This window comes from Croceitalea vernalis (assembly GCF_031846405.1).
Classification (GTDB): Bacteria; Bacteroidota; Bacteroidia; order Flavobacteriales; family Flavobacteriaceae; genus Croceitalea; species Croceitalea vernalis.
Genome location: NZ_JAVRHU010000001.1, coordinates 1185443 through 1210475 on the forward strand (window position 1 = coordinate 1185443; position 25033 = coordinate 1210475).

The following is a 25033-nucleotide window of genomic DNA, read 5'->3' on the forward strand; positions in this document are numbered from 1 at the left end:
CACTTTAACCCAATAACTTAGATTTAATCGTAAACTTAATTGGTTACTACATTTTTTATTTATCTTGCCCATCGCCCAAATAGTAAATAGGTATAATGAACTTTGCTAAAAATCTTGGTTTACAAATTGAAAGTTTCTCTGAACGAACTTTATTTTTTTGCATTAAAATATCGTTGTTCTTTACTCTAATTGGACAATCTTGTGTTTATGGCCAACAAATATCCATCAATGATCCGATATCTGTAAATGAAGGAAATGCTGGTGTAGCAACAATTACTTTTATTGTATCTATAGATGCTGCTGATTTTTTAACTTTCGCCCAAATTACTGCTGATTATGAGGTTTTTGGAGGTCTTGAGAATGGTACAACCGGTACGGTGACCTTTCCAGTTTTTAGCACGGATGATCAAACAATTGATGTTACCACGACCGGAGATTTTATTGTTGAAGCCGATGAAATAGTTACCATTGTATTGTCAAACCCTTCTGCTAACGCAACAATTTTAGATAATACAGGAATCAGTTCTTTTCTCAATGACGATTTCGGTAATGTTACCTTGATTGCAATAGATGCAGATGCAGCTGAAGCGGGTTTAGATACTGGTGAATTCGAGGTGGATTTAGGGGCTATCAATGGTACGTCGGCTCCGATTACAATAAATTTTACTTATGGTGGGGCTTCTACTGCCGAATTAGATGGTTCGGATTTTGAACTTTTACCTCTTACCCTAGATATACCAGTTGGGCAGCAAACCGCTAATATTGTCTTAACACCAATAAATGATAATCTAATTGAAGCTAGTGAGCGGGTTCGGTTGAATCTTCAAAGTACAAGTGAACCGGTTTTATTCCCTTTAGCTGCAACTGGGGTTGGTTCTGATAGAGATGATATTTTTATTGCTGATGATGATTTGGCAGGTTTTACAATTTTGGAGTCTGATGGAAATACAGAAACTAATGAAAGTGGAACGTCTGATACTTTCACAGTGGTTTTGGATAGTGAACCCATTTCAAATGTGGTAATTGATGTTGCTTCAGATGATATAACAGAAGGTGTTGTTACTCCTTCTGAATTAACTTTTACTCCGTCAGATTATAATATAGCCCAAACGGTTACTGTTACTGGTCAAAATGACGCTTTGGTTGATGGAGATCAGGCTTTTAATATTGAATTAGTTGTTAATAATGCCCAAAGTGATGACGATTTTGATAACCTTCCTAATCAAGAGGTTGTGGTAACAAATTTAAATGATGATGTTTTTGATGTTACTATTCTTGCAACCGATGATACTGCAACTGAAGTAGGAACTACTACGGGTGCTTTTACAATAAGTCTTGACCAAGTTAACAACACAGGTAATCCAATTCAGATAAATTACAGTGTATCTGGAACAGCTACCTCAATAACAGATTTTGTTGCTTTAGGAACATCTATAGAAATACCAGATGGAGATCAAACAGCAGTAATTACGGTAACTCCAATAAACGATACGGAAATTGAACCGGTTGAAACGGTTATAATAGATTTGGATACCGGTCCCGATTATACTATTGGAATTGATAATCAAGCTCTAGTAAATATTGAAAGTGAAGATTTAGATGCAATTAGTATTAATAGTGTAACTCAGGCCGAAGGAGACGCCGGCTCGGTAAACTATGTTTTTACCGTTAGTGTTGACGGTGGAGTGCCTGCTTCAAATGATATAACCTTTACTTACGATTCAGCAGATGGCACAGCTACCACGGCAGATTCAGATTATGAGGCCGAACTTGCAGAAAGTGGCGCGATTTTAACTGGGCAAGTAAGTACTTCTTTTAATATTGAAGTTAACGGTGATACGGAGGTAGAGGCTGATGAATTTTTTAGAGTCAATTTGAGCAACCCAATTAATGCAATTATAAATAATGGTCAGGGAATTGGTACTATTGAAAATGATGATCAAGATTTTATAAGTATAGGTGATGTTACTTTAAATGAAGGAGATTCAGGTATAACATCTTTTGATTTTGTCGTTAGTATAGATGGAGGTGGCAACGCAATTAATGAAATTGAATTTACCTACAGTACACAAAATGGTACTGCAGAAATTGTAGATGGAGATTACAATCAAGTGATTACAGGTTCTGGTAAAATTAATGTGGGAGATAATACTACTACCCTATCAATTACAGTAAACGGTGATCTAAAAGTTGAAGGTACGGAATCATTTGAAGTTAACTTAACCGGAGCTGTAGGTGCTGGAATAACAGGTGGTCAAGGTATAGGAACCATTTTAAATGATGATAGTGCTGCTCTTACTATTGCTGATGTATCAGGGGCTGAAAATGATGGGCCAATAACAGTTTCTGTTGTTTTAGATAACCCAGTTTCAAACGGTTTTAATGTTAGTGTTGCTACGGCTGATGATTCTGCAACCTTAGCTGATAATGACTACACTCAAATAACCAATCAGCAATTAATATTTTCTGGCGTAGCGAATGAAGTCGAAACATTCACGGTATCACCAACAGCTGATGTTATTATAGAGCCAGATGAAAATTTAGTGATAGAGCTTTTAAATTTAGCAAGTACTCCTTTTTCAATTGACATATCTGATACTGCTGAAGTTTTAATCATAAATGATGACAGCTGCGCAGCAGGTACAATAGCTCCGGTATTAAATTCTGGAGAACCTACTACATTTTGCGATGATTTTAATCAAGATTTAGACAATTATACTTTAAGTACAGCACCTCTTGATGCTGTCTTAAAATGGAGTTCGTCAAATACTAACTTAGAAGACATAAATACGCATTTAGATAACCCAGTAGTAAGTGTTCCTGGTACTTATTATGGCTTCTTTTTTGATGCTGCAAATAATTGTGTGAGCCCAGAGCTTGTCATTGAAATTTCGGCTAGTGTTACGCCATCACCCGGTACTACCACTAACGCTGCTGCTTGTAATGTTACTGGTAATGGTGGTCCAGTTTCAATTGATTTAGATGCTCAAATTACTGGATCCGACGATGGTGTTTGGACAATAGTAACGGACCCCTCAGGTGGCGCAATTTCTATTAGTGCTAGTAATCAAGTTAATTTCAATGGAAGTACTGCCGGTATATATGAATTTAGGTACACAACAACTGGTGCTAATGCTCCATGTGAAAATCAATCGAGTGATTTAACAATTACGGTGTCTGATTGTTCTATTAATTGTAATGGTGGAGATTTTGCTCCAACACTTGATAGTTCTCAACCAACAAATTTTTGTGATGTTGTCAATACAGATTTGAATGATTATGTGACTGATAGTGCACCTGCAGGAAGTGTTCTTACATGGAGTACTAGTCCTGACCCGTTACAGGTTTCAGCGCATAGAAGTAGTTTTGTGACTTCACCTGGAACATATTTTGGTTTTTTCTTTGATGATGCCGATGGAACCAATAGTATTGATTGCTCTAGTCCAACTATAGAAATTACTTTAGTATTAAACATAACGCCATCAATTGATGCTACCTCCGGGGATGTTCGTTGTGGAGCCGGTACCGTTAATTTAACGGCAGTTGGAAGTACAGGGGCTACTTTAAATTGGTATGATTCTTTGTCTAGTACCACTATTTTAGGAACGGGAAGTGATTTTACGACGCCAATCGTAACAGAAACTACTTCGTTTTTTGTTGAAGCTACCGCTAATGGTTGTTTTTCAGAAAGATTAGAGGTAATTGCTACGGTAAATATTGAACCAAACCCTGGTATGGTCGTTAGCACGACTGGCTGCAATGAAGCCGAAGAAGATGGAACAACCTTAACGGATTTAGATGATGTTTTAACGGATGCTAATCCTGGTATTTGGTCAATTTTTGATGATCCTTCAGGTCTTGTAGTTATAGATGAAGAAAATGTCGTTGATTTTGATGGTTTGCCTTCGGGTAATTACATTTTTACTTACACTACAACTGATGCGGTTGCACCTTGTGAAAATCAAGCTATTAATGTTACAATAATGGTTGTAGATTGTAATCTTGATAATGATAACGATGGATTGAATGATGATATTGAAGAAGATATAGGCACTGATCCTGATAATCCTGATACTGATGGTGATGGCATTCTAGATGGGACTGAGGTTGTTGATGGTACAGATCCTTTAGATGATTGCGACTCGCTGGGTGGAACACCATTACCAGACGGTGATTGTGATGCTGATGGGCTAACGAATGGTGAAGAAGCGGACTTAGGTACTGATCCTTTTGATGCTGATACTGATGGAGATGGTCTAACAGATGGTGAAGAGGTATTAGTTGTAGATGATCCTTCTACCACGGCTATTCCTGAAGAAGCAACAAATCCATTAGATAGTTGTGATCCTTTTTTGACGGATGATTGTAATGCAGATCCTGTTGATTTGCAGGTTCTAAAAACAGTTGATATTGCAGCACCATTAATTAATACCGACATTGTTTTTACTATTACGTTGTCTAATTTGAGTATGAATCGGGCCATTAATATAGAGGTTGATGATTTAATTTCTGACGAGTCAGGTTTTGAGTATGTGTCAAGTACTACTTCGAATGGTTTTTATGACGTATTGACGGGTGTGTGGTCCATTGATGAATTATTACCAGAACAAGAAGTAAGTTTAGAATTAACGGTAACCGTGAGAACTTTTGGTCTACTTTCAAATACTGCGACTCTGATGCGATCTACTCCTTTAGATGATAATATATCAAATAACACTTCTACAGTTCAACTAAATATTAATAGAAGTTCTTGTGTTGACTTAGGTACAATATGTAATTTGTTTACTCCAAATGGCGATGGAATTAATGATTTTTTAGTTCTGGTGGGGCATGAAAACTATCCTAATAATACCCTTTTGATTTATGATAGATATGGTAATAATGTCTATGCTAGTAGAGGTTATAATAGTACATGGGATGGTACTGGTGAGAATGGAAATCTGCCAAAGGGAACTTATTTTTATATACTCGATTTAGTAGGTGATGGAACTGAAGCAACAAAGGGTTGGATTCAAATAATACGATAGCTCAAGCATGTTATTAAAAATAAATTGTAAAATTCTTTTGTTATCAGGTGTTGCATATTTGTTAGCATCAACATTTAGTTGGGCTCAAAAAGAACCACAGTATACCCAATACATGTATAATATCGGAAGCTTTAACCCGGCATATGTTGGATCTGTCGAAACTCCCGAAATTATGGGGCTATATCGAGCACAATGGATTGATATTGAAGGCGCTCCTAGAACATTGCGTTTTGGGGCTAATGTACCATTAGGAAACGATAAAATGGGTTTAGGATTTAATGTGATAAGCGATGAACTTGGCCCTGTTTCACAAACTTATATTGATGTAGCCTATTCATACGAAGTTAATCTTTCAGACAATTCTTGGTTGTCATTTGGTATTGATGCTGGTGGTTCAACTTTGAAGATTGACTATTCGCAAGGAAACTTTCAGAATCCAAATGAACCATTATTATTTGGTCAAGAACAAAACAGCTTTTATCCAACCATAGGTGCAGGTTTGTTTATGTATTCTGATAACTGGTACCTTGGTGCATCTATACCAAATTTTTTAACCAATGGTATTTACAATGATGAAATTGCTACCATTGTTGAAGATAAAATTCAATATAATTTCATTGGAGGTTATATTTTTCAAATTGCCGAAAGATCCAAGTTTAAACCGGCCTTTTTAATTAATTACCTGCAGGGTGCAGGTGCAACAGTTAATCTTTCTGCAAATTTCTTATTTGCTGATGCTGTGACCATAGGGGCTTCTTATCGACTTAATAATGCTGTAAGTGGTTTAGCCGGCTTTCAAATTTCTCAAGGAATGTTTTTAGGTTATTCTTATGATTACAACACTAACAGTCTTGGTGAATTCAATAGCGGTTCACATGAGGTTATCTTGAAATTTTACTTGGGAAGAGGAAGTAATGATTCAGATAAAACAAGAAATAGAGAAAAGAACAAAAAATTGAAAGGAAAACCAAAACAGATTGATTCGCCTAGATTCTTTTAATCCATTTGAAAATGAAAAACACCTTAAGCTTAATTATATTCTTTTTTGTTTTTATTGGTGCGTTAGCTCAAAATAAAAAATCTAAAGCAGATAATTATTTTTTTCAGTATTCTTATTCTGAGGCTATCGAAGCCTATGAAAATGATATCTCGAAGGGTATTCTACTTTCACCAAAGCAAAATTTAAATCTAGCAGATTCATATTTTCAAGAAAGGAATTTTGAAAAGGCCTCAGAGATGTATTTACAATATTTTTCGAATGATACTATTGTAGATAATTTTCGTTTAAATAGACTCTTACGGGCTTTTTCCGAAACTTCTGAGAAAGGTAAAGTAAAAGAATTTCTTACAACTAAAGGTCTTAATCTGAACTCAGAATTACTAGAAAACGCTGAATTTAATAATGATTTGTTAGCAACAGATAGCAATATTTCGGAGTTAGACTTTCAGATATTTAATTTAGAGGCAAATAGTATTCAATCTGATTTTTCACCTAGTTTTTACGAAAATGAATTACTGTTCACAAGTGGAAGGCCAATTGGTAAAAAAACAAAATATGAACCTACAGGTGAGTCCTATTTGGATATTTTTAAAGGAGAAATTATGCCTAATGGTCAAATTGATGCTCCTATGCCATTTGATAAATTAAACAATTCAAAATATCATAAAGCGACTCCATATTTTTCTCAGAAACTTAATAGCATTTTTTATGTTCTTTCAAACACCTTAGACGGCGATTTAGAGTATGATGATAATGGGAGAAATTCTTTAGCAATTGGACTTCAAAAAATCAACGGTGGATTTAATTTTCTATGGAGAGATTTGAGTACGTCTTTTTACTACCCATTTTTTGATGCAAACACTGATAGATTGTATTTTGCAGCGAACTTAAAAGGTGGTTATGGCGGAACAGATATCTATTATGTCAATACTAACAAAGGTAATATTATGTCAGCGCCAGTAAATCTTGGGCCTAGAATTAATTCGCCAGGAAATGAAATTGCACCTTTTATTTTTGAAAATAGTTTATACTTTTCTTCTGACGTGTTTTATGGCCTTGGTGGTATGGATATCTACAAAGCAAATATTAGCATTGATGAATTAGGTATTCCACTTAATTTGGGCAGTTCCATAAATTCAGTAGATGATGATTTTGGATTTGTTATAAGGAATTATAATGATGGTTTGCTTGGCTATTTTTCATCAAACAGAAATGGAGGAAAAGGCGGTGATGATGTATATGGGTTTATGGTTGATGAAAAACCAGGTGTAAAAACATTGGTTTTAAAAGGGAGGGTTATTTCGAATAAATCAGGAATTGCCATTTCAAACGCAACTTTGGTTTTAAAGACTAAAAATGGAGACGTTTTAAAGAATATGGTTTCTGCTAATGATGGTACTTACCGCATTGAAGTGCCATGGCAAGATGATGTGTCTCTTGAAGTAACCAAAGAAAAATACTCGTCTTACAAGTACAATTATGATTCTTTAAAACTGGAAGAGACTCAGTCCCAAGAATTGAATATAGAATTGGTAGCGTATGAGGATATCGTTGAAGAGAAAGAAGGACAAACAGTTATTAAACTAAACAAGTTCTATTTTCAAAGGGGTCAATATTCGGTTAATTATGAAATTGCAACAGAACTGGACAAAGTAGTTGAGGCTATCCAATTGTTCCCACAGTTACAATTGAGAATTGAAACTCATACTGATAGTAGAGGGGGCGGTGCAACAAATTTTAGACTTACACAAAGAAGATCAGATGCCATTAAAAAGTATCTATTAGAAAAAGGCGTTTCAAATTCGAATATTCTATATTCCGTTGGGTACGGTGAAGATAAAATATTAAATAACTGCACAAATGGGGTTTACTGTATTGAAATGTTACATAAAAGAAACCAAAGGTCTCTTGTTGTTGTTTTGAACAATAATATTCTTTTTGACTAATAGCTTAAAAAATAATTATCGAGCAATAGTAAAGCGCAAAAGCGGAAAGAAATAGCATTCCTAAAAAAGATAGTATCTGTAGGCCTTTTGATGGGTGATACTTTTTTAATATATCTTTTCCACTGACTGTTTTTAAGTTCATCCATCCTATCAAAGGAGCCATAACAAACGAAACAAAAGTTGCTAGAGCTACTAGATTAGCCATATTCCCACCAAATGCCGAAATAACAATCCAATTAATTAAAGCTAATAAGATTACGGTTACACCGAAGGAGGATTTTTTCTGGAAAGAACTATTTTTAGGGTATAGTTTGTTTATTACATCTAAACTAACTCTTGCAACTGCATCATGTGCCGTCATGCAGGTGCTAAACATTGTAGCAAAAGCAGCAATCGCAATTAGAAAATAGGCCCAATCACCAACATGAGTCGTAAAAAGACTTACTACTTGGTCAGCGAAAATGACGGCGTTTCCACTTAGTTCAGTTCCCGTTCCATACAATGTCAGCCATCCTATAATAAGGAAAAAAACTGCTAATAAAGCAGTTAGAAAGTAACCCAGATTGAATTCAGCCAATGATTCTTTTAGAGTTGGTTTTCTGTCCATAGATTTTATCTTTTCCATGCTCCACATACTAACCCAGCCCGAAGCTTCTACGGCTGTAGGCATCCATCCTACTAATCCAATTAAAAATAGAACACCAACTTCATTAAAAATATGTAAGGGTTCAAAACCAACAACGCTAGGTACTTGGCCTTTATTAATAACTAAAAATGTAGTTACAATTAGAGCTAAAAAGAGAATTGAAATGACCAGTTTTAACGAGATTTCTAAAAAACGGTAGCGACCAACAATTAATAATAAACTAATAAAGGCGAACAAACCTGCGGCGACCGTGTTAATGTTAATGCTAGTAATTTGAAATAAATTGATAAAAAGCCCTGAGGTTACCACATAGAGTGCGGCCAAAATTGTAAAAACACTAACTAGTGTTATTAAACCATAAAGAACAAGGTATCTTTTTCCTAGATTTAAATACCCTTGAATAAGACTATTTTCTGTAATACTTGTATATCGTACACCAAATTCAAAAAAAGGATACTTTAATAGATTTGCTAATATGATGGGTATTATCATTACCCAGCCATATTGAGCTCCAGCTTTTGTGGATAGTACTAGATGCGATGTACCAATTGCCATACTCGCAAATAACAATCCGGGCCCAAGTGTTTTTAAAAATGTTCTAAGACGTTCCATATCAAATGAGGTCCTGAATTTACTACAATTTGATTCATATGAAAAATTGTATTTTTGCACCGCTATGAAAAAAATTAACTTTTACTACCTATTTTGCTTTTTATTCTTGGTCTCATGTTCCACAGATTCTATTGATTCGGAATCCATAGATGAAGAAACTAACGAAGAGATACTTCAGCAGGCTACAACGGCGATTGCGGATGCAGCTTTTGAACAAGCTCTCATTGATTTAAACTTTGATGAAGAACTGGATGGTCAAGTCTTGAATAGTAGAATTCAAATCATACAAAACTTAATTTTGGATGAAAATGAAATTTCAGACTTAACAGGAATTGCAGGTTTTAGAGATTTAGAGAATTTGAGTGTTAGAAATAATAATCTAACCACCATCGATGTATCTTTAAATAAAAAATTAAAGTTTTTATGGTGTGAAGACAATGCTGTTAGCGAAATAGACCTTGAGGGACTAACAATTTTAGAAAAAGTTGGTGCTGATAGAAATGCACTCAGTACAATTACAGTTACTGATAACACAGCATTGCAATTACTTACTTTATCTGATAATGATTTAAGTAGTATAGATGTTTCCACTAATAATGCCTTGACAGATTTTAGTATCACTATGAACCCTTTAGATTGTATTCGAGTTAATCAAAATCAATTAGACAATATCCCAACTGATTGGAGTAAAGATGAGATGGATACTTATGCATTAGATTGTCAATAAATTGAATACATGAAGTTGATTTTTAGAATTTTTAAAGCAGTTCTAATTGCTATTGGTTTATTAGTGGTGGTTTATATGTTGGGACCTAAGGTAAATGCGCCTGATATGGACGAAACTTTGCCAGTTGTTACTTCCGATTTAACTACTTTAGAAATGGAAATTAACTCGCGAGAACTGGCTATTTCTAATATAAGGCCAGATAATCAAGCGAGAATTATTTGGTTTGATAGTATTCCCAAAAAGACGGAGTTTAGTATAGTTTACCTCCACGGCTGGTCTGCTAGTCAAGAAGAAGGTGATCCAATTCATCTTCAAACAGCAAAACGTTTTGGATGCAATCTATATTTACCAAGATTGACCGGCCATGGTTTGAGTGAAGAAGAACCAATGCTTAATTTAACCGCTGATCAACTAATTAATTCCGCAAAAGAAGCAATTGCCATTGGAAAACGATTAGGAGAAAAAGTTATTTTAATGGCTACTTCAACTGGAGGTACATTAGCATTGCATCTCGCTGGTGGAGATGAAGATATTATTGCTTTACTTCTCTATTCTCCTAATATTGAAATTTATGATCCAAGTGCCAAATTATTAACAAAGCCATGGGGTTTAGAGTTAGCTAAACTCGTAAAGGGAGCTGATTATCATGAATTTGACACTGATGTTGAGCTTAAAAACCAGTATTGGACAACAAGATATAGATTGGAAGCATTAACCCAATTACAGGTAATGATGGATTATACCATGACGGCAGAGACTTTTAATGAGGTAACCCAACCAGTGTTTTTGGGATACTTCTTTAAAAATGAAACCGTTCAAGACAATGTGGTTTCTGTGCCGGCTATGCTTAAAATGTTTGATGAATTGGGTACTGCAATGGCCCAAAAGAAGAAAGTGGCTTTTCCAGATGTTGGTGATCATGTAATGACTTCTTATGTGTCTTCAAAGGACTTAGAATCCGTTCAAAGAGAAACCAATTTATTTATGGAACAAGTACTTGGTTTGAAACCGAGCTTTTAGATAAGTCTAATCCATGTACATTTCCTCAATTTCTTTTTGAAACTTTTTTCTGATAACTCTGCGTTTTAACTTTTGAGTCGGAGTCAATTCAGCTTCAGAACCATCTTCATGAATTGGTAACCACTGTGAACTTACTAGTTTAAACTTTTTAACCTGCTCAATATGACTAAATTGAGGATTGATACTTTGAATCACCTTCTCATATTTTGCTAGTACTTCGTTAAGTTCTATCATTTCTGTCAATGTCGTCCATGATAATCCCTTATGTAAACACCAGTTTTTTAGGGCTTCTTCAGCCGGAACAATCAAGGCAGTTACAAACTTTTGTTTATCACCAACAACCATCATTTGCTCAATTAAAAAGTCCTCTTTCATTTTATTTTCTATCGGAGCTGGCGCTACATACTTACCACCGGATGTTTTGAGTAATTCTTTTTTTCTATCTGTGATTTTTAAAAATTCCCTACCTGATGAACCCTTAACCAATTTACCAACATCACCAGTACAGAACCATTTTTTACCATCTATTTCTTTAAAGACCTGGGCATTAATCTCAGGCTTTTTATAATAACCCTGCATCACGTTAGGCCCATGTGCCAGGATTTCACCTTCCTCTTCAGCATAATTACCATCAGAGTCATCAATTTTTAGAGCTACACCAGGTATAATACTTCCAACACTTCCTATTAAAGTTCCTCCTGGTTCTAAACTGTTAACCGTTAGAGTAGGAGAAGTTTCTGTAAGCCCGTAAGCTTCTCGTACATTAATACCTGCTGCGCAGAATACGCGCATTATTTTTGAAGGACAAGGTGCTGCACCAGTCACAATCATTCGAATATTTCCTCCAAGGGCGTCACGCCATTTACTAAAAATTAGCTTATCCGCGATATTCCATTTTATCTTTTTGCCAAAAGACAGTTTTTGATCTAGTTCAAAATCATTGGTCAATCCAAGTGCCCAGAAGAAAAGTTTTCGTTTTATTCCTTCTAAAGCTAAACCTTTGTTATAGATGGCTTCGTATACTTTTTCTAATAACCTTGGGACAGTTGTAAATACTACAGGTTTTACTGAAGCTAAATCTCCTTCTGGGCCGCTAAGATTATCTGTTCCACAATAATGAACCGAGCCACCCTTATAACAATATGCAAAAGAAACTGCTCTTTCGTAAATATGACAAAGCGGAAGAAAACTAATAACATTCTCTCCTTTTTTTAGCGGTAGAAATTTAGCTGTTTCTATTATTACATGCATGATATTGCCATGGGTCAACATCACTCCTTTTGGATTTCCTGTGGTACCGGAAGTATATATGATAGTCGCTAAGTCTTGTTCGGTAACATCATTTTTTATTTTTTCTATTTCATCTTTTTGTGAAGTATCAAAAATACTTGTCCAAAGAACTCCCATAGAACCCTCATCAAAAACATAAATATTTTTTAAAGATTTGCTATTTTTTTGTGCTTCTGAAAGCTTATCAAATAGATCTAATCCACCACAAAATGCTGCTTTAACCTCTGCTTCGTTTAATATATATTCATATTCACCAGAACTTATGGTGGGGTATAGTGGAATACTGATGAGGCCAGCCATTTGAATAGCAAAATCCATAATGACCCATTCGGGCCTATTCTTATAAGAAACTATAGCAACTTTGTCACCTGATTTTAATCCGAGTTTTATAAGGCCGGAAGCAGCTTGTTCTGCCATTGATAGAACATCTTCTGAACTGTAAGATTTCCATTCACCAGTTTCTAGTCTTGTATTTAAAGATTTTTCAATAGGGTAGTTCGCTGCTTGATTATAAAGCAAATCAAATAGTCTGGTCATCGTAAGAATAGTATGTTTGGTTATCCTTTGAAGTTACGAAATATTCTATTGAAAGAATAGCCATAACTATTCGAACATGAGACTAAGGAATTCGGCGACGCAAGCCGGTTTGTCTTTTCCTTTAATTTCAACAGTACAATTCCAAGTAATTTTTAAACCATTATCTCCATACGACTCCATGTGTGATATTATACAATGTAATCGAATAGCACTATCTACAAGTAAGGGGTTCGGAAATCGGACTTTATTTAGACCATAGTTAACTCCCATTGTAGTTGACTCCACCTTTATTAAATCCATTAATAACTTTGATAATAATGAGACAGACATGAAACCATGAGCAATTGGTTTTTTAAAAGGAGAGTATTTTTTAATTTTTTCTAAATCAACATGTAACCATTGAAAATCTTGTGTTGCTTTGGCAAAATCGTTTATCATTTCTTGTGTCACCTTGAGCCAAGCTCCAGGTTCTAATTCTTTGCCGGTTAGCGTTTTAAATTCTTTAAAATCTTTAATCTCTATTTGTGACATAGCTTTTATCTTGCGGTTCCGCCATCTATTGTTAAACATATACCTGAAACAAATCGTGCTTCATCTGAAGCTAGGTATAAGTAACCATAGGCAATATCAATAGGTTGAGCCGCTGTTTTTAATGGTATACTGGCCTTAATAGCTTCTAAATGTGCTTCGGGAATTTCCGCGACCATATCAGTTAAAGTAAAACCCGGTGCTACTGCATTAGCAGTAATTCCATACTTACCCAATTCCATTGTCCAAGTTTTAGACATTGCAATTACCCCTGCTTTTGTAGCAGCATAATTAGTTTGGCCAAAGTTTCCACGTAAACCAACATTAGATGCGGCGCTTACAATACGTCCATATTTATTAGCTTTCATATATGGAGCTGCCGTCTGGGTACAAATAAAAACACCTTTTAAATTAACTTCAATAACGGCATCCCATTCTTCTATACTCATTTTTTCGAGTGTGCGATCTCGCGTAATTCCTGCGTTATTAATTAGAATATCGATACTACCATGTTTTTTATGAATGGAAGCAAAACAGTTTTCGACAGCTGTTTTATCTGTGACAGATATTTTATGGTATTCTGCAATACCATTACCTTTATTAATGTTATCGGCAACTTCGATTCCTTGATCTAGAAGGTCAATTATCATAACTTTTGCTCCTTCTTTTGCAAATAGTTTGGCAATGGCCTCACCAATTCCACGGGCACCTCCAGTTATGATAGCAACTTTATCTTTAAGTCTCATGTTTAGTTTATTTTAATAACAAGTTTTCCTTTTACTTTTCGATTCATCATAGCTTCCAGGGCCTTGGGGGCTTCCTGAAGTTCATATATTTTATCAATATGTGGCTTTAATTTTTCTTCAGTATGCCATTGCATCAGGGTCATGGTATTTTGCATATTTTCCTTTGGTTGTCCCATTGCAAATCCGCCCCAAAACACACCGACTAAAGAAGCTCCCTTCAATAGTGGCAGATTTAAAGGCAGTTTCGGAATTTGACCAGCTGCAAAACCAATAACCAAATGTCGTCCGTTCCAAGCCATTGCTCTAAAAGCAGCTTCTGAAAAGTTGCCGCCTACAGGATCGTAAATGACATCTACACCTTTCTTATTGGTTAAATCTTTGATAGAAGCTTTTAGGTCATCAGTTGTATAGTTGATTAGATGGTCAGCACCATATGCTGCGCAGAGTTTTAATTTATCGTCGGAAGAAGCAGCTGCAATTACTTGAGCCCCCATTAATTTGCCAAGTTCAACTGCAGCAAGGCCTACGCCACCCGAGGCACCTAATACTAATAAAGTTTCTCCTTTTTGCAATTTAGCTCTGTCTTTGAGGGCATGAAAGGACGTTCCATAAGCCATCATGAAAGAAGCAGCCGTAGGGAAATCCATCTGAGGTGGTTTTAGAAAGCAGGCTTTAGATGGAACAAGCACTTCTTCTGCCATTGCTCCATATGCTACAAAACCAAAAACTTCATCACCGACTTTTAAATGGGTGACACCATTACCTACGGCTTTAACTATACCAGCCAAGTCACTGCCTGGTGTAAAAGGCAACTCTGGTTTAAATTGATAAAGGCCTTGAATTATTAAGGTGTCTGTAAAATTAATACCACATGCTTTTACTTCTACTAATACTTCTTTTTCATTTGGTTTTAAAGCATCTATATCTTCAAGTATTAAAGTTGATGGTAGACCATATTTATTGCATCGAATGGCTTTCATTAGTCTTCAATTACTTTTAAAACAAGCTTGCCCATTTTATCTCCAGAGAACAAACGCTGAAAAGTTTCTGGAAAATTTTGAATACCCTCATAGATGTCTTCTCGAGTTTTTAATTTTCCCTGCGCCATCCATTGCCCTAATTGCATTGCACCTTCTTTATATCTGTTTGCATAATCAAAAACGACCATACCTTGCATAGTTGCTCTACTTACAAGAAGTGCCAAATAATTACTAGGGCCTTTAATAGCAGTTTTGTTGTTGTATTGTGATATTGCACCACATATAACAATCCGGGCATGCATTTTAAGTCTGCTTAAAGCGATATCTAATATTTCTCCTCCCACATTATCAAAATAAACATCTATTCCCTTAGTGCATTCTTCTTTAAAACGTGAGGCCACATTTTCATTCTTATAATCTATGCAGGCGTCAAAACCCAATTCATCCACTACATATGTACATTTTTCAGGACCACCTGCTATACCGACTACTTTACAACCTTTAATCTTAGCTACTTGGCCAACGACACTTCCAACGGCACCAGCGGCACCGGAAACAAGAACGGTATCGCCTTCTTTAATTTTACCAACTTCTGTAATTCCAAAATAGGCTGTCATTCCTGGCATACCCAGGGTTCCAATGTATGTTGGTAACGGCGCCATTTTAGGGTCAACAGGATAATATCCTTTACCGTCCGTAGACGTATATTGTTGTACGCCGCCAGTACCCGCAAGATACTCACCTACTTTAAATTTCGGATTTTTTGAGGCAATCACTTCGCCAACAGAACCTGCTCTCATTACCGATCCAATAGCCATTGGTTCAATATAAGATTTTGAATTGTTCATCCAGCCTCGCATTGCGGGGTCCAAGGAAATATAATGCTGTTTGATGAGGAGTTGCCCATCTTCAATTTTTGGAATAGGATTCGTTTCTAAAGTCCAAGTTGAAGCGTCCACTTCGCCGACAGGTCTTTTTACAAATAATAATTGTTTGTTCATCTAAATAGTATTTTTATTCATTCTTGTGAAGACGGTATCTGTTTTAATCATTTCTTTTTGTTTGTAAAGCTTTCTACATAAGCTTTCATTTTTGCTCTTATTTCTGGTTTCCACCATAACTCTGAAGCCTCTTTTAAAGAGTTCCCTGGTTTTAAATCCAATTTCTCCAATAAATGTTTACGTAACTTTTGTTTCGTATTGACTAAAATTTCTTGATCTGCTTTAAGATATTTTCTCATTTGCTTTTCAGCGCGTTCCAACACTTGTTCTAAGGGTACTAAATCGTCGACTAAACCTGCTTTTAATGATTCATTTCCGTTTAATAATTTTCCTTCAAGAATATAGCGGCTTGCTAATCCATCGCCCATCCAAAAGGCATAGATTTCAGTAAGGTTTTGACTTATTTGAATGTTCACTGCAACCTCATTTAAACCAATGACGTATTTCTCTCCTTCGGCCATGTATCTATTATCACTAGTAACTGCTAAAACACATCCTCCAGCTGGGGAATGGCCTGTGATAGCAGAAATGAAAGGTTTTTTAAACTGTACTAGTTCTAGATATAAACTTCCAAAATCATTAAAGAATGCTGTGATTTGCTCTTTATTGTATTGAAATAATTCTATCAAATCTAATCCTGCAGAAAAATAGTGTGGTTGTCCAGTTAAAATGACGCCTTGTACGGTATTATTTTTTTCCAAAGAAGTAAATACCTCTCGCAATTCATTAACCATTTTATGGTTAATAGCATTAACTTTCCCACGATTCATTTGAACAATGGCATAGCCTTCTTTTTGTGTAATAATAAGATTATTCATAGTTGGATTATAATGAGGTTCCACCATCTAAGGTTATGGTTTGGCCAGTGATAAATTTTGAATTTTCCGATGCTAACCAACAAATTGCTTCCGCAATTTCATCAGCTTCACCAAATCTACCCATGGGTATAAATCGTTTTAACTTTTCATCCATGTTTGGTGCTGAGGCTAATAATTGATTCAACAATGCAGAATGTGTAAATCCTGGGCAAACCGCATTGATTCGAATATTTTTTCTAGCATATTCTAATGCAGCCGATTTAGTCATCCCAACTACAGCAAATTTACTGGCGCTGTATGATAAATTATTTCCAGAAGCCTTTAAACCCGCCAATGACGCAACATTAACAATACTTCCATGACCTTGTTTTGACATTTGTTGTAATGCGGTTTTCATACAATAGAATACACCTGTTTGGTTTACGGCAATTACATTGTGCCAATCTTCATGAGTATGATCTGCGGTTTTTAATTGTTGTTTTCCGCCAATACCAGCATTATTGACCATGACATCTAATTTTCCATGTGTTTGAACAGTTGAACGAATCAATTTTTCAACTTCATCATATTGCGTTACATCAACTTTTGAAGCTGTTGCGGTTCCACCTTGTTTTACTATTTCGGAAACGGTTTTTTTAGCATTATCTAAGTTAATGTCAGCCACGATTGTAATTGCTTCATGTGCTGAAAAGAGCTTCGCAGTGGCAGCGCCAATACCGCTTCCAGAGCCTGTTACGATTACAATTTTGTTTTCTAAGTTCATTTAGTCGCTTGTATTTATGGTTTGCAATGAATCAATCTCGAGTCTATTAAGGCTTGTTTTCTTAAATGTGAAGGATAGCCTTTAGCTTGAACCATCATCAAAAACCCATTTAGTGTATTGTATTTTATAAGCAGTACTTTATCCCATAGTTCAGTGTCTAATGGACCAATTAACATGTGTTTAGGTTCTCCATAAAATAGGACTTCAGCATTTGCTTCTTTAAAAAATGGGATTGCAGCTTTCATGTATCTCTGATATGCTTCTTCGCCAGAAATTTCGGATTCAAACACTACTTTTTTAAACCTTAAAAAGTTCAACATTACCACCGGTTCTTGAGGCTCCAATTTTGAAAATGCTTTAAATTGATTTTGATTGATATCTATATATGCTGAGGTCCCCATTGTTTTTAAAATAAGTTATCAATCTGTTTTTTTTGAATTGCTTGCCAAGCTGTGTTACAACATAATACTGAAGCTTTATTCAGATGAGCGAATTTTGGGTCCGAGGTATGTCCATTCTTGAACCTATAATAAATCTGTTGGGCGATAACCGCAATTTTAAATAGTCCGTAGGCATAATAAAAGACAAGGTTATCAACGTTTCGACCACTTTTTAAAGCATACTGATGTACGATTTCTGATCGCGACGGATTGCCTTGCATTACGGTTGGAGATTGTAAGCCTTGTTTCATAAAGTCTGGGTCTGAAGCTGTCGTCCAGTACCCTAATGAAGTTCCTAAATCCATTAAAGGATCACCAAGCGTACACATTTCCCAATCTAGTATTGCTATGATTTGTTCCCAACTATCATCTTTGAAAACTACATTATCATATTTGAAATCGTTATGAATCAAAGTATGGTCATATTGCAATGGTTGATGTTCATGCATCCAAAGCATCACTTTCTCAGCAGAAGGCACATCATCTGTGGCAGCTGCTAGATATTGTTTTCCCCAATTGTTAACCTGTCGCTCTACATAGCCATTGGGTTTACCTAAATCTTCTAACCCTGCTTTTTTGTAGTCTATTTGATGAAATTCAACAAAAGTATCTAACCAAGTATTGGAAATTGTTTGAAAAGCACTTGGTTTAATTTGTTGTGTTTTGGCTTCTTTAGCGGTTAAAATAGGACCATCTAATTTACTCATTATATAAAAAGGAGCTCCAATGATATCAGTATTATCTGTGTATGCAAATGCGGTAGGTGTCTTATCAAAGATTGAGTTCAAATGATGTAAGACCTTAAATTCTCGCCCCATATCATGACCTCTTTTTGGAGCTGCAAAAGGTGGACGACGTAAAACATAGGCCTTATTTTCAAACTCCAATAGATAGGTCAGATTAGAAAAACCATTTGAAAATTGTTTAATGATTAGCTCACTATTAAGATTAGCAATCAGTTCATTCTCCAGTAAAAACTGCCTTAACTTTGCCTCGTTAAGTTCTTCTCCCTTTCGAACCGATTTGGTATAATTGGTTATGCTCATATTTTAATTTAGGAGTATTTTTTTATTACACTTTTACCCAACTGACTCATATGTACTTCATCTGGGCCATCTGCCAATCTAAGAATACGTGCCCCAGCATAAAAATGGGCAAGTGGAGTGTCAGCACTAACGCCTAAACCTCCTAAAACTTGAATAGCTCTATCAATCACTTTAAGAGCCATATTCGGAGCGATAATTTTTATCATGGCTATGATATCTTTGGCTTCTTTGTTACCTACTTTGTCCATTTTGTCCGCGGCGGAAAGCACTAATAATCTGGTTTGTTCTATTTCACAAGCTGATGCAGCGATATCTTGTCTGATACTGCTATAGGTGTCTAAGTTTCGGCCAAAGGGTTTTCTTTCTGTCACCCTTCTAGACATGATTTCTAAAGACCGCTGAGCCATGCCAATAAGACGCATGCAATGATGAATTCTACCAGGGCCTAAACGACCTTGTGCTATTTCAAATCCTTTTCCCTCACTTACCAATAAATTTCCTTTAGGTACTCTAACTTTGTTTAATACGATTTCAGCATGACCTTCGGGGGAATCGTTATAACCAAAAACACTTAGAGGTCTGACCACTTCAAGCCCTGGTGTATTCATGGGAACAAGTATCATACTTTGTTGTAAGTGTCTTGGGGCATCAAAATCTGTCTTCCCCATAACTATAGCAATTTTGCAATTGGGGTCCATAGCACCTGATGACCACCATTTTCGTCCAGTAATTACATATTCATCCCCATCAGCAACTATAGCTGTTTCAATATTAGTAGCATCTGATGAGGCAACATCAGGTTCCGTCATTAAAAATGCAGAGCGAATTTCACCATTCATTAGGGGAGTTAACCATTTTTCTTTTTGGGCCTTCGTTCCGTATTTTGCCAATACCTCCATATTGCCAGTATCGGGAGGGCTACAATTAAAGACTTCAGATGACCAGGTCATTCGTCCCATAATTTCTGCTAAAGGGGCATATTCCAAATTCGTTAGTCCTCCGCTCAATTCACCATAAGCTTTAGGTAGAAACAAATTCCAAAGACCTTCTTTTTTTGCTTTTTCCTTTAAACCTTCCAATCCTTGCCATTTTTTCCAGGCATTCTCCGGATCGTGATTAAAAGCTTCTACTTCTTTTTCAATAGGGGAGATATGAGTATCAAAAAATACCTTTAGTTTCTTTTGTAGTGTAATAGATTTTTCGCTGTAGTCAAAATTCATAAGCTTAGTTTATCCTGAAATTAAGTATCCGCCATCTGCCACATAAACTCCACCGGTCATATAAGAGCTAGCGTCGGAGGCTAATAACATTACTAAACCAGCCATTTCTTCTGGTTCGGCCATTCGTTTTAAAGGTACCATTTGTTCATACCCAGCAATGAGTTTTTCATTAGACCAGAGGCTCTCACTAAACTTTGTTTTGATAAGACCCGGGCAAACCACGTTAGAACGAATACCATAACGACCCCATTCTTTAGCCTGGTTTTTAGTCATCATAATCATTGCTGATTTTGTCATGCTGTAAAGCCCTAATCTAAAACCAGGGTGTACTCCTTCTACCGAAGAAATGTTAATGATACTTCCACCACCTTGCTCTTTCATATGACTTTGAGCTAAGTTGGAAAGTAGCCACGGTGCTTTTACATTAACGTTCATGATTTTATCAAAAACAGCTTCATCTGAACCTTCTAATGGACCATAATAAGGATTGATGGCTGCATTGTTCACCAGAATATCAATTCGACCATAATGTGCAATGGTTTTAGAGATTAAATCTTTACGCTGGTCTTCATCTCCAATATGGCAGGCTATTCCGATAGCCTCAAGTCCCATACTTTTAAAATTTTCGGCAACTTCATCAACAGCATTTTGCTTTCTGCTACTTACAACAACTTTTGCTCCATTTTCAGCCAAACCTTGAGCTATAGCTTTACCAATTCCTTTACTTGAACCCGTAATTACGGCCACTTTTCCAGTAAGATCAAATTTCTTTTTTATGCTCATATTTTTTGTTATTCGCTTTACTCTTCAAGCTGTGCGTATTTTTTACTTCGATTTATTTAAAATTTAATTTTACCATCAACCATTTACTGAAACACCTTATTATCAGAACCAATAGTCAATGATTCTTTATCCATTAAAATTTCGGCAAGTCCGCTTGTTTTAGGAAGTTCATATTTGAAAAAGAATCTCATAGAATGTAATTTGCTTTCGTAGAAAGCTGAACTGTATTCTTGATTTCCATCATTCAAAGCTTCTTGAGCTTCTTTTCCCATATCTAACCAAAGCCAGCCCAAAAGAATAGTACTGAAAAATTCCATAAATGGGGAAGCGTCAGCTAAAAAGCGCTCGTAATCACCTTTCATGGCATATGCCATTAATGATTGAATTACTTGTTGCGCCAATTCTAATTTCAAGCCCAATTTTTGAGCATTAGGTGCCAAGGATTCATAAGAAGAACATACTTTGATTGTTTTTACAATTTCTTCAGACAAAAGCTGAAGTGCTTTGCCGTTATCCATTGTTATTTTTCGACCCAATAAATCTTGCGATTGAATACCGGTGGTACCTTCATAAATAGCTGAAATTCTGATATCTCTCAAATATTGCTGAAGTATGTAGTCAGAACAAAAACCATAACCGCCTAAAACTTGAACTCCGTTATCAACACCTAGTTTACCCATTTCTGAAGGGTAGGTTTTAACTATGGGAGTTAAAATCTCAAGTAATAATCTATATTTTTCACGCTCATTTTCATCAGAAAGTGAATTAGAAAAATCGTGATATTTAGAGGTTAACAAAACTAAACTTAATGAACCCTCTGCTATAACTTTTTGAAGTAAAAGCATTCTGCGAACATCAGGATGATTAATAATTAAGGTTTGCTCTTGTTCTGCATCTTTTTTACCATTGCTTGAGAGTTTTCTCCCTTGTGCTCTTTCATTAGCGTACTGCAAAGAGGCGTGATAGGCAGCTGTAGCAATAGCGGTCGCCCCTCTACCTACTGCAATACGAGCTCCATTCATCATCAAGAACATATATTTGAGGCCTTGGTTTGGTTCTCCAACCAACCAACCCTGACAGTTTTCTTTATCACCAAAAAATAAATGTGTGGTGCAATAGCCTTTTTGACCCATTTTTTCAAAGTCGGTAACCGTTTGAACATTGTTTGATATTAAACTACCATCTGCATTTGGTCTATTTTTTGGTACAACAAATAAAGATATTCCTTTGGTCCCTGCAGGTGCACCTTTAATTCTTGCCAGTACTAAGTGGACTATGTTTTCAGCTCCTTTGTAATCTCCACCCGAAATAAATATTTTTTGTCCGTGTATTTTATACGTGTCTCCATCTGGGGTTGCTGAGGTGATAATGTCTGATAAAGAACTACCTGCTTGGGGTTCGGTTAAACACATGGTGCCACCCCAAGTACCATCGAGCATTTTTGATACGTAAGTTTCGTTAAGCATTTTATTTCCAAAATGGGTAATTAATTCTGCTGCGCCTACGGTAAGCCCAATATAGCCTGGTAAATGGTTATTTGCTGCTTCTTGAATAAAAGTAGATGCATTATTAACTATGGCGGGTAGTTGCAAGCCACCATCATCATATGAAAAATTTCCAGCCAGCAAACCCATTTCACCCGCAGCTTTCATGTATTTATTAACCTGAGGATGTACAATGATTTCACCATCTTTAAAATGAGCAGGATTTTCATCCATCTCTTTAAAGTAGGGGTAAAGTTCTTTATCAGAAAAGTCTTTTACAGAATTTAGAAAAAGGTCAATAGATGCTACATCATGATCACTGTATTTCGTTTGGTTTAAAACTTCTTGTACATTATGAACTTGATATAATAGAAACTTAAGAGTATCTAGGTCAAAATATTGCTGTGCCATTTGAAATTTGTCTTTTTAAAAGATTGCTTCTCAAGTTAATTGTTATTCGTGTGAAATTCATTAAACCCGTTTAATAAAAGTTTTAAACGTATTTTAAGAAGGTAAAAACTTCTGTAGACTTATTAGCGAAAGGATCTAGGTAATTTAAAGGAAGATTATCGATTAAATCTCTTAATTTTAACCTTAACCAACCAAATTCCATTTACCATCATGGATAATATTTCTAATGCCATTTTAGCTTTATCGTTAATTATTATCATGTTCGGTATGGGTTTGTCACTAGGTCTACGTGACTTTGCTGCTGTTTTTACGCGACCCAAGGCCATTCTGTTAGGTCTTTTATGCCAATTAATACTATTGCCTTTAATCGGGTTTACTTTAATATCGGTCTTTACATTACAGTCTGATATTGCTATAGGTGTAATTATTCTTGCAGCCTGCCCTGGCGGACCAACCTCTAATTTGATAACACATTTGGCCAATGGTGATACGGCACTTTCAGTTTCGTTAACTGCAGCTTGTAGTTTTATTACGCTATTAACCATACCTTTTGTAATTAATTTAGGCCTACAGCATGTATTGGGTGCTGGCACCCTAATACAATTAGATATAGTACAGACCATTTTGCAAGTTTTTGTTATTGTGATAGTGCCAGTTACTTTAGGAATGATCTTAAACCACTATCGCCCTAATTTTTCTTCAAGAATGCAAAAACCAGTGAAAAGAGCTTCTGGTATTTTCTTTGTGGTAGTATTATTAGCTGTAATAATCAAAGAACGTGACTTGTTGTTTTCTAGTTTAGAAGAGGCTGGACTTGTATCATTATTACTTAATATAATTACCATGGCCGTTGGATATGGCTTAGGATATCTTTTTAAACTTTCGTTAAAGCAACGTATCTCTATAACAATTGAAGGTGGAATTCAAAATGGAACTTTAGGTATCACAATTGCAACCATTTTATTAAGTAACACGGCCTATGCTGTGGCTCCTGCAGTTTATGGTGTACTCATGTTTATAACAGCCGGACTATTTATTTACTGGAGCAATTTGCAATTGAGTAGGCAAATAAAAGAATAAAGAAGTCCGAGTAGAGTAGGAAATCAGATTCTCGAAGTTAATCTATTTTTGAACTTGAACTTGAACTTGAACTTGAGTTTGATTCTTGAGTTTGAACTTAACTCATCCCTTACCCAATCTTTTTCTAAGCTTAGATAAGCCTACAGGGGTAAGCCCTAAGTAAGATGCAATTAAGTATTGTGGTACTCGCTGCAATAAATCTGGGCGTTTGTTCAAAATGCGTAAATACCGCTCTTCATTGCTGCGATTGTTTAGGCGATCTACTCTATTAAAGGTTTTAAGAAATGCTTCTTGCATAGATAGTCTTCCAAAGCGCTCTAATTGATGTGATTTTTGAAACGATTTTTCGGCAAGCTCTTTTTTGACAGCAAAAACGGTAGTATCCTCTGTGGCTTCTAAATAACAATTTGATTTGGTTTCTTTTACATAAGCAATCAGGTCTGTGAAAAAAACATCATCGGTGTAGAATTCTAGCACCTTAATTTCGCCTTCTTTTATTTTGTAAAAACTGATACACCCTTTTTCCATGTAATAAAAATGGTCAACGAGGTTGCCAGGAGAAACCAAACGCTCCCCTTTTTTTAAATGGATAATTTGATAAAAATCAAGAGCATATTTTAAAGGGGCGTCATCAACATGAGTGTATGATAAGACCTTGTTTTTTATGTTTTTAAAAATAGTTGTTTGTGTAGAGGTTTTCAAAAAAATGAGAATTAATTCATTTTAAATATAGCTAATTAGGAAGGTTTTTTAGGGTCTTTAAAACAAAAAAGCCAGCATTTTAATGCTGGCTTTCTCTTATTGGTACTCGAGGCGGGACTTGAACCCGCACGGGCTAATGCCCACAGGATTTTAAGTCCGGCGTGTCTACCAATTCCACCACTCGAGCGTGTCTGCCAAAGGCAAGACAGGACTTAAATAAAAAAAC

20 protein-coding genes and 1 tRNA gene are annotated in these 25033 nt (G+C 35.8%); 6 read left to right on the forward strand and 15 right to left on the reverse strand.

The features are described 5' to 3' along the window. The first annotated feature begins 95 nt into the window (after positions 1 to 95). The 3 genes from RM520_RS05370 to RM520_RS05380 are packed head-to-tail and all read left to right on the forward strand — an operon-like array spanning position 96 to position 7973. Entirely contained in the window at positions 96 to 5027 is a 4932-nt protein-coding gene (locus RM520_RS05370) for a T9SS type B sorting domain-containing protein (protein ID WP_311387239.1), read from the forward strand. Positions 5028 to 5034: 7 nt separating this feature from the next. Next, positions 5035 to 6027, forward strand: a complete 993-nt coding sequence (locus RM520_RS05375) for a PorP/SprF family type IX secretion system membrane protein (RefSeq protein ID WP_311384676.1) — start codon at positions 5035 to 5037, stop codon at positions 6025 to 6027. An 11-nt stretch (positions 6028 to 6038) separates the two neighbouring features. Beyond that, positions 6039 to 7973 carry an OmpA family protein gene (locus tag RM520_RS05380; RefSeq protein WP_311384677.1) on the forward strand — a complete coding sequence of 645 codons (1935 nt, stop codon included), beginning with the start codon at positions 6039 to 6041 and terminating at the stop codon, positions 7971 to 7973. Positions 7974 to 7977: 4 nt separating this feature from the next. On the opposite strand, the gene RM520_RS05385 is transcribed toward RM520_RS05380, so the two are convergent. Next, on the reverse strand, positions 7978 to 9231 hold the full coding sequence (locus RM520_RS05385) for an NRAMP family divalent metal transporter (RefSeq protein ID WP_311384678.1): 1254 nt from the start codon (positions 9229 to 9231) through the stop codon (positions 7978 to 7980). A gap of 64 nt (positions 9232 to 9295) precedes the next feature. Here RM520_RS05385 and RM520_RS05390 point away from each other — a divergent pair, with 64 nt between their 5' ends. Both RM520_RS05390 and RM520_RS05395 read left to right on the forward strand, forming a co-directional pair. Next, positions 9296 to 9958, forward strand: coding sequence for a hypothetical protein (locus tag RM520_RS05390; protein WP_311384679.1), 663 nt, complete (start codon positions 9296 to 9298; stop codon positions 9956 to 9958). A 9-nt stretch (positions 9959 to 9967) separates the two neighbouring features. Further along, a complete protein-coding gene (locus RM520_RS05395) occupies positions 9968 to 10978 on the forward strand; it encodes an alpha/beta hydrolase (protein ID WP_311384680.1) in 1011 nt (336 codons plus the stop codon). A 6-nt stretch (positions 10979 to 10984) separates the two neighbouring features. On the opposite strand, the gene RM520_RS05400 is transcribed toward RM520_RS05395, so the two are convergent. The 12 genes from RM520_RS05400 to RM520_RS05455 all read right to left on the reverse strand — a co-directional run bounded on the left by RM520_RS05400 (position 10985) and on the right by RM520_RS05455 (position 23025). Beyond that, entirely contained in the window at positions 10985 to 12805 is a 1821-nt protein-coding gene (locus RM520_RS05400) for an AMP-dependent synthetase/ligase (RefSeq protein WP_311387240.1), read from the reverse strand. A 66-nt stretch (positions 12806 to 12871) separates the two neighbouring features. After that, complete coding sequence (locus tag RM520_RS05405) at positions 12872 to 13336, reverse strand: MaoC family dehydratase (RefSeq protein WP_311384682.1); 465 nt, start codon at positions 13334 to 13336, stop codon at positions 12872 to 12874. A gap of 5 nt (positions 13337 to 13341) precedes the next feature. Then, positions 13342 to 14079, reverse strand: coding sequence for a 3-oxoacyl-ACP reductase FabG (fabG, locus tag RM520_RS05410; protein WP_311384683.1), 738 nt, complete (start codon positions 14077 to 14079; stop codon positions 13342 to 13344). A gap of 2 nt (positions 14080 to 14081) precedes the next feature. Next, complete coding sequence (locus tag RM520_RS05415; RefSeq protein WP_311387241.1) at positions 14082 to 15059, reverse strand: NADPH:quinone oxidoreductase family protein; 978 nt, start codon at positions 15057 to 15059, stop codon at positions 14082 to 14084. Continuing rightward, complete coding sequence (locus tag RM520_RS05420) at positions 15059 to 16060, reverse strand: NADP-dependent oxidoreductase (RefSeq protein ID WP_311387242.1); 1002 nt, start codon at positions 16058 to 16060, stop codon at positions 15059 to 15061. Before RM520_RS05420 ends, RM520_RS05415 begins: the two co-directional genes overlap by 1 nt. 47 nt (positions 16061 to 16107) lie before the next feature. Beyond that, positions 16108 to 16878: an enoyl-CoA hydratase/isomerase family protein gene (locus RM520_RS05425; RefSeq protein ID WP_311387243.1), complete on the reverse strand. Its 771-nt coding sequence runs from the start codon at positions 16876 to 16878 to the stop codon at positions 16108 to 16110. A 7-nt stretch (positions 16879 to 16885) separates the two neighbouring features. Next, positions 16886 to 17641 carry an SDR family NAD(P)-dependent oxidoreductase gene (locus tag RM520_RS05430; RefSeq protein ID WP_311387244.1) on the reverse strand — a complete coding sequence of 252 codons (756 nt, stop codon included), beginning with the start codon at positions 17639 to 17641 and terminating at the stop codon, positions 16886 to 16888. Positions 17642 to 17655: 14 nt separating this feature from the next. Continuing rightward, positions 17656 to 18042, reverse strand: a complete 387-nt coding sequence (locus tag RM520_RS05435) for a DUF1330 domain-containing protein (RefSeq protein WP_311387245.1) — start codon at positions 18040 to 18042, stop codon at positions 17656 to 17658. A 5-nt stretch (positions 18043 to 18047) separates the two neighbouring features. After that, the gene (locus RM520_RS05440; RefSeq protein WP_311384689.1) at positions 18048 to 19127 is read right to left on the reverse strand and encodes a phosphotransferase family protein; all 1080 of its coding nucleotides are present in this window, start codon (positions 19125 to 19127) and stop codon (positions 18048 to 18050) included. Between the two features lie 8 nt (positions 19128 to 19135). Next, on the reverse strand, positions 19136 to 20347 hold the full coding sequence (locus RM520_RS05445) for an acyl-CoA dehydrogenase family protein (protein ID WP_311387246.1): 1212 nt from the start codon (positions 20345 to 20347) through the stop codon (positions 19136 to 19138). A 9-nt stretch (positions 20348 to 20356) separates the two neighbouring features. Beyond that, positions 20357 to 21130 carry a glucose 1-dehydrogenase gene (locus RM520_RS05450; RefSeq protein ID WP_311384691.1) on the reverse strand — a complete coding sequence of 258 codons (774 nt, stop codon included), beginning with the start codon at positions 21128 to 21130 and terminating at the stop codon, positions 20357 to 20359. Between the two features lie 83 nt (positions 21131 to 21213). Then, a complete protein-coding gene (locus RM520_RS05455) occupies positions 21214 to 23025 on the reverse strand; it encodes an acyl-CoA dehydrogenase family protein (RefSeq protein WP_311387247.1) in 1812 nt (603 codons plus the stop codon). A 210-nt stretch (positions 23026 to 23235) separates the two neighbouring features. Here RM520_RS05455 and RM520_RS05460 point away from each other — a divergent pair, with 210 nt between their 5' ends. Further along, a complete protein-coding gene (locus RM520_RS05460; protein WP_311387248.1) occupies positions 23236 to 24105 on the forward strand; it encodes a bile acid:sodium symporter family protein in 870 nt (289 codons plus the stop codon). 102 nt (positions 24106 to 24207) lie between these two features. Here RM520_RS05460 and RM520_RS05465 read toward each other — a convergent pair whose 3' ends face one another. Together RM520_RS05465 and RM520_RS05470 are read right to left on the reverse strand one after the other, a co-directional pair. Beyond that, on the reverse strand, positions 24208 to 24807 hold the full coding sequence (locus RM520_RS05465) for a Crp/Fnr family transcriptional regulator (protein WP_311384694.1): 600 nt from the start codon (positions 24805 to 24807) through the stop codon (positions 24208 to 24210). Positions 24808 to 24907: 100 nt separating this feature from the next. Beyond that, positions 24908 to 24994: transfer RNA gene (locus RM520_RS05470), tRNA-Leu, on the reverse strand. Positions 24995 to 25033: the final 39 nt, after the last annotated feature.